This window comes from Zavarzinella formosa DSM 19928, assembly GCF_000255705.1.
Classification (GTDB): Bacteria; Planctomycetota; Planctomycetia; order Gemmatales; family Gemmataceae; genus Zavarzinella; species Zavarzinella formosa.
In genome coordinates this window covers 77,378-83,282 of sequence record NZ_JH636439.1, presented here as the reverse complement: position 1 = coordinate 83,282, position 5,905 = coordinate 77,378, and the positions used below count along the sequence as shown (strand labels likewise).

Here is a 5,905-nt window from a genome sequence, read left to right as displayed (position 1 = left end):
AGGCTCCCACGGCGACCATCGCCTTGGTCGGCGCCTCCACCCGCACCGCCGGGTCGGCGTTGCAATTCGACGTGCAGTTCAACGAGGCTGTCTCCGGCGTGGACGCGGCTGATTTTGCCCTGGCCGCCTCGGGCGTCAGCGGCGCCTCGATTGTTCACGTCAACATGCTTGAGAATGACCATTACACTGTGGACGTGAGCTCGGGCACCGGCTTCGGCACCCTTGGCCTGAACATCGCCGCCACCACCGACATCAAGGACAACGCCGGCAATTCCATCGGCGGCGGAGACTTTGCCAAGGCCGCCGGGTCTCCTGTCGGTGTCGGCTCGAATCCCCAAGCGGTGGCCATCGGTGATGTTAACGGGGACGGCATCCTCGACCTCGTCACCGCCAACTTTACCGGCAACAACGTCAGCGTCCTGTTGGGGAATGGCAGTGGCTCGTTCGGCGCCGCCAACAACTTCGCCGTTGGCGTAGCCCCATTTTCGGTGGCGATTGGTGATATGAACGGAGATGGCATCCCCGACCTTGTCACCGCCAACCTCAACAGCGACAACGTCAGCGTCCTGTTGGGGAACGGGGATGGCACGTTTGAAGCCGCCATGAAGTTTGTGGCCGGCTCGAAACCGATTTCAGTGGCCATCGCAGACGTGAACGGGGATGGCAAGCCTGACCTCGTCACCGCCAACTTCCTCGGCAATAACGTCAGCGTCCTGTTGGGGGCAGGCGACGGCACGTTCGGCGCCGCCACCAACTTCACCACCGGTAATTCTCCGGGCGCCGTGGCGATTGGTGATGTGAACGGGGACGGCATCCCCGACGTCGTCACCGCCAATCAGGGCAGTGGCGACGTCAGTGTCCTGTTGGGAATCGGCGACGGCATGTTCGGCGCCGCCAACAACTTTGCGGCCGACCTGAATCCGACTTCGGTGGTGATTGGGGACGTGAACGGGGACGGCATCCCCGATCTCGTCGCCGCCAACAAGGGCAGCAACGACGTCAGCGTCCTGTTGGGGGCGGGCGACGGCACGTTCGTCGCCGCCAACAACTTTGCGGCCGGCACGAATCCATATTCGGTGGTCATCGGGGATGTGAACGGGGACGGCAAGCTCGACCTCGTCATCGCCAACTTCAACAGTAACAACGTCAGCGTGTTGTCGGGGAATGGGGAGGGCACGTTCGCCGATGCCACCAACTTGGCGGTTGGCTTGAAGCCGTATTCGGTGGCCGTCGGGGACGTGAACGGGGACGGACGGCCCGACCTCGTCGCCGCCAACTACGGAGACAGCAACGTCAGCGTCTTGTTAAACGGTGCGACGGTCCAGACCGGGCCGGCCTTCACCATGACGCCGTCGGCCGTCGTCACTTCGGTGGTGGCCTCGGGCTTGGGCATCACCGCCGGAACCGGGGATTTGCGGGCGGGCCGGACGGTGACGCTCACCGTCAACTTCGACAAGATCGTGAACGTGGACGGCACGCATGGCCTCCCCACCCTCAGCCTCGACGACGAGGGCACGGCCACTTATTCCGGCGGTTCCGGAACCACAGCCTTGACATTCGTTTACACCATTAAGCCGGGGGAAAACACCGACGATCTGACCGTGACCAAGTTCAACCTCAACGGCGCTGACATAGGCGAGGCCGATGTCAGCAACGCGGCGGTCAGCCCGGACGGCAAACTGGAGATTGACACCAAGGCTCCCACGGCGATCATCACCCTCGTCGACGACGTCAACCAAGCCGTCGGCGCCCCGTTGGAATTCGATGTCACGTTCACCGAGGCGGTCACGGGTGTGGACGCTAGTGATTTCGCCCTGAGCGCCGCGGGCGTGGTCGGCGCCTCGATCACCAGTGTGCAACAAGGGGTCGATGCCGCCCATTACACCGTCTCCGTGGCCTCCGGTTACGAGGCCGGAACCATCGGCCTGAACATCACCGGCAACGACATCAAAGACCAAGCCGGCAACGGGTTCGGCGGCGGGGCGTTCCATCAGGCGCCCGGCTCCCCCTCCCTTGTCGGCGCTTCCCCGTATTCCGTGGCGATCGGCGACGTGAATGGCGACGGCAAGCCCGATCTCATCACGGCCAACAAAAACGGCAACAGCGTCAGCGTTCAGTTGGGAAGAGGAGACGGCAAGTTTGGCCCCTCTGTTGACTTCCCTGTCGGCAACAGCCCGACATCAGTGGTGATCGGGGATGTGAACGGTGATGGCATCCCTGAGGTTATCACCGCCAACGCCGGCAACAATAGCGTCAGCGTGTTGTTGGGAACCGGAACTGGCTCATTCGGCGCCGCCACCAACTTTGCCGTCGGCACGAACCCGCGTTCGGTGGTGATCGGGGATGTGAACGGCGACGGCAAGCCCGATCTTGTCACCGCCAATTATGGCACCAGTAATGTCAGCATCCTGTCGGGGAACGGGGACGGCACGTTCGGCGCCGCCACGAACTTTGCCGTCGGCGCGGGGCCGCGTTCGGTGGCGATCGGGGATGTGAACGGCGACGGCAAGCCCGATCTCGTCACCGCCAACAGTGACAGCAACAATGTCAGCGTGCTGTCGGGGAACGGGGATGGCACGTTCGGCACAGCCACGAGCTTCACCGTTGGCGACAGACCGCGTTCGGTGGCGATCTGGGATGTGAACGGGGACGGCCGACCCGACATTGTCGCCGCCAACACCTACGGTAATAGCGTCAGCGTCCTGCTGAGGAACGGAGCCGGTTCGTTCGGCGCCGCCAACACCTTTGCGGCGGGCACGCATCCGGAGTCGGTGACAATCGGCGACGTGAACGGAGACGGCAAGCCCGACATTGTCACCAACAGCGCCGCCAACAGCGTCAGCGTTCTGCCAGGTACCGGAACCGGCTCATTCCTTGTCCCAGTTGACGTCCCGGTCGGCGGGGCGACATACGGAGTGGCGGTCGGCGACGTGAACGGGGACGGCCGGCCCGACATTGTCGCCGCCGAAGCCATGAACAACAACGTCAGTGTCCTGCTGAACGGCTCCGGCGTCCAAACCGGGCCGTCGTTCACAATGGTCGCCGTGAACGACGGAACGGGGACGGACATCAATCTGCAATCGTCCCTCACGACGATCAACGCCAACTGGTCGGCCTTTGCCACCGGGGAGAGCGGGATCGATCACTACGAATGGGCTATCGGCACCGCGTCGGACAAGACCAATGTGCAGGAGTTTATCGGCGTCGGCATGGCCACCAGCGCCGCCAACAACACGCTCAGTCTGACGGCGGGCCAGACCTATTTCGTCAGCGTCCGGGCGGTTGACAGCCAGGGCCACGTGATCGCCACGTTCCATTCCAACGGGGTCACCGTCGTCCCGTCGGCGAACGTCCTGACCGGGAACGTCGGCACGTTCACCGACTCGGACGGGGACAAGTACACCATCCGGCTGACACCCGCCACCACCGGCCGGATCGCCGTGATTCAGGACGACCCCGGCCACACCGGCAAGGGGCCGATCAAGGGGATCTATCTGGATGGGACCGACGCCACTAAGAGCGTGCTGACCATCACCGTCGTCCGCGCCGGTGGGGGAGACGGTTACGTGTCCGTCGGCGACATTCAGGGATCGGGGCTGAAGACGGTCTCGGCCGCGAAGTCCGATTTGCTCGGCGAAGTGACGCTTGGCGGCACGGCCGCGCAGGCGATGAGCCTGACGTTTGCAGACATGGAAGACGGATTCTCGGTCAACACCGGCGCCCATGTCGCCGCCTTGACGGCCGCCAATGTCGGGAAGGGAATCATCGTGGCCCCGAGCCTGGTCACCATGACCGTCGCCGGTGATTTCAACGGGGCAATGGACCTGAGCGGCGCCGGAGTGGCCGTCGGCAAGCCGGTGTTGACGACCGCGACCATAGGCGGCACGGCCCACGGCGCCGCGATCAAGGTCGCGGGGGCCATCACCACCTTCCGGGCCGGGGCGTTTGTCGCCAACGGGTCGATCTCGGCCGACAGCATTGGGACTCTGTTCATCGGCAAACTGTCGGTGGCGGCCCCGCCGGTTCGCGGGAGTCGTTGGAACGGGCTGGTCGTTGTGCCCGGCGCCGCGGCCTCTCCGGCGCTCGTGGGGGACTTCGACGGCACGATCACCCTCAGCGGCGCCGGAGTGGCCGCCGGCAAGCCGACGCTGACCACGGCGACCATCAACGACACGGCCCACATCAAGCTTGATATGAACGGGGCCATCGGCACACTCAAGGCTAAGACCATCCTCGGCGGCTCCCTGACGGCCGCCAGTCTGACGACGCTCACCGTCCTCGGCGACTTGGACGCCGATCTCACCCTCACCGGTCAGGGGGTCGCCGCCGGCAAGTTCACGCTGGGGACCGCCGCCATCAGCGGCAACATCAATGACGCCTCGCTGAATGTCAACGGTTCTGTCGGCACGCTCAAGGCCAAAGCCATCCTCGGCGGCTCCCTGACGGCCGCTAATCTGACGACGCTCACCGTCCTTGGCGATCTGGACGCCGACATCACCCTCACCGGCAAGGGTGTCGCCGCCGGCAAACTGACGCTCGCCACGGCGGCCATCAGCGGCGCCGTCGCCGGGGACGACATCCTGAACATCGCCGGGGCAGTCGGCACGTTCCGGGCCAGGACGTTTGCGGCCGGAAGCCAGTTCTCGGCCGACAGCCTGACCTCGCTGGTCGTCTCCGGCGATTTCTCCGGCCATCTCACCCTGACCGGCCGAAACGTGGCGGCGAACAAGCTGACGCTCGGCGCCGCCAACATCGCCGGCACGGTTTCGGCCTCTCTGTTCAACGTGAACGGCAGTGTCGGAACCTTCACGACCAAGGCGTTTGTCAACAGCGATCTTTTCCTCGCTTACAAGCCCGGCGACGCCCAAAACCCGATGGCTGGCGGCGCGTTCTCGCCCGGCTTCAAGATCACCACGTTCTCGGTGGCGGGCCTGACAGGTTCAACCGCCTCGGCGTTCGTCAACAGCGTCGTGGCCGCCGACACCGTCGGCACAGTGACACTGAAGTCCGTCCAGTCGGCCAACAACCGGCAATTGTTCGGCATCCTAGCCCACACGGCCATCACCGCCGCCAAAGTGACGACACCCGCCCCCGCCTTCACTTACAACAAGAAACTCCCGACGCCGCAGGGAACCGGAGACTTCGAGGTAAGGATTGTCTGAGGCAAACTCATGGCCGGATGTCGCCAGGCACCCCAAGTTGTGGCCGCTTGGCGACATCTAGATTATCGTAGCCCGAGGCTTGATCATTTTTTCTCTTCTTGCGCTATCAAGTCATGCAATGAACAAACCCGCCTTTTAAACTAAATCTCGCATCCATCAAATATCCATGGAGCGAGCCGTGGCAGACTCATGAGACGCGGTTCGGCTCTCGGATGGCCCCGGAGTCGGTCAAAAAGCCGGTGGCAGAAGCCCTTTGTATCCAACCGCCTGTCGGCTTGAACTTAGTCTGTCTGAACGAAACTGGGCCGGAATTGGCCAAGAGCCTCCCCGGCAAAAAGTCATTGACTCGGCTCCTCTTGTCCCGGACCACTCGGAGGTCCGGGACAAGAGGAGCCGACTACGGACGGCGCGGCAAGTGCCATGCCTTCGTGGCCTTCCGGCCGGCCACCAGGGAGGCGTTCACTCACTCGTATTCACATCGCACCGGCGAGAACTGGATTGATTTTCTGGAGCGGGTCGAGCGATGACTGTCGGCCGGCTTCACCCACGTCTAAGCAGCTAGCCGGGGTTCGTTGTAACATTTTGACCGGAGTCGATGGCGGTAGCGTTCAAAGCCGTCCTCGACGGCTTGTTTCAGATCGGCCTTGGTGGTGAAACTGCGGACGGGCATCTCGTGGTGCTTGACTTGTTTGAACACGGGTTCGATCCGGTTGAGTTCGGGGCGGTACGCCGGCAGGTAATAG

At 63.6% G+C, this 5,905-nt stretch carries 1 protein-coding gene and 1 pseudogene; one reads left to right on the top strand and one right to left on the bottom strand.

Going from position 1 to position 5,905, the window contains the following annotated elements:
* Positions 1 to 5,162, top strand: a 5,162-nt coding sequence (locus BGIM_RS65720) for a beta strand repeat-containing protein (protein WP_193788941.1), incomplete at its 5' end; no start/stop codon positions are given.
* A gap of 550 nt (positions 5,163 to 5,712) precedes the next feature.
* On the opposite strand, the pseudogene BGIM_RS64590 reads toward BGIM_RS65720, so the two are convergent.
* Positions 5,713 to 5,905: pseudogene (locus BGIM_RS64590) on the bottom strand (transposase); the annotation flags it as partial.